Consider the following 246-nt stretch of genomic DNA (forward strand, 5'->3'; position numbering starts at 1 on the left):
CGTTTAAGCTTATAGTTATTACTTTGCGTTACTAAACTTTTACTGTTTTACGATTAATACCATAATCACGTAACTTGTTTGCCACCGCGGTGTGGCTTAAACCAAGGCGCTTTGCTAGTTGGCGTGAGCTATGATAAGCAGGATATAGCTTACGTAATAACGTAGCCTCAAAGCGTTTAACTGCTTGATCAAGTGAGCCTTCAAAATCTGATTCTAAATACCCTAAATCATGGGTAAATGTAGGGA

Annotated in this window: 1 protein-coding gene; it reads right to left on the reverse strand. The window is 38.6% G+C overall.

Features of this window, described 5'->3' with window-relative positions:
• Positions 1-31: 31 nt before the first annotated feature.
• Positions 32-246 (reverse strand): TyrR/PhhR family helix-turn-helix DNA-binding protein (locus AAEY75_RS16590; protein ID WP_352260260.1); only part of this gene is annotated, 215 nt, incomplete at its 5' end.

The sequence above is a fragment of the Psychrobacter sp. TB55-MNA-CIBAN-0194 genome (genome assembly GCF_040309505.1).
GTDB lineage: Bacteria > Pseudomonadota > Gammaproteobacteria > Pseudomonadales > Moraxellaceae > Psychrobacter > Psychrobacter fozii.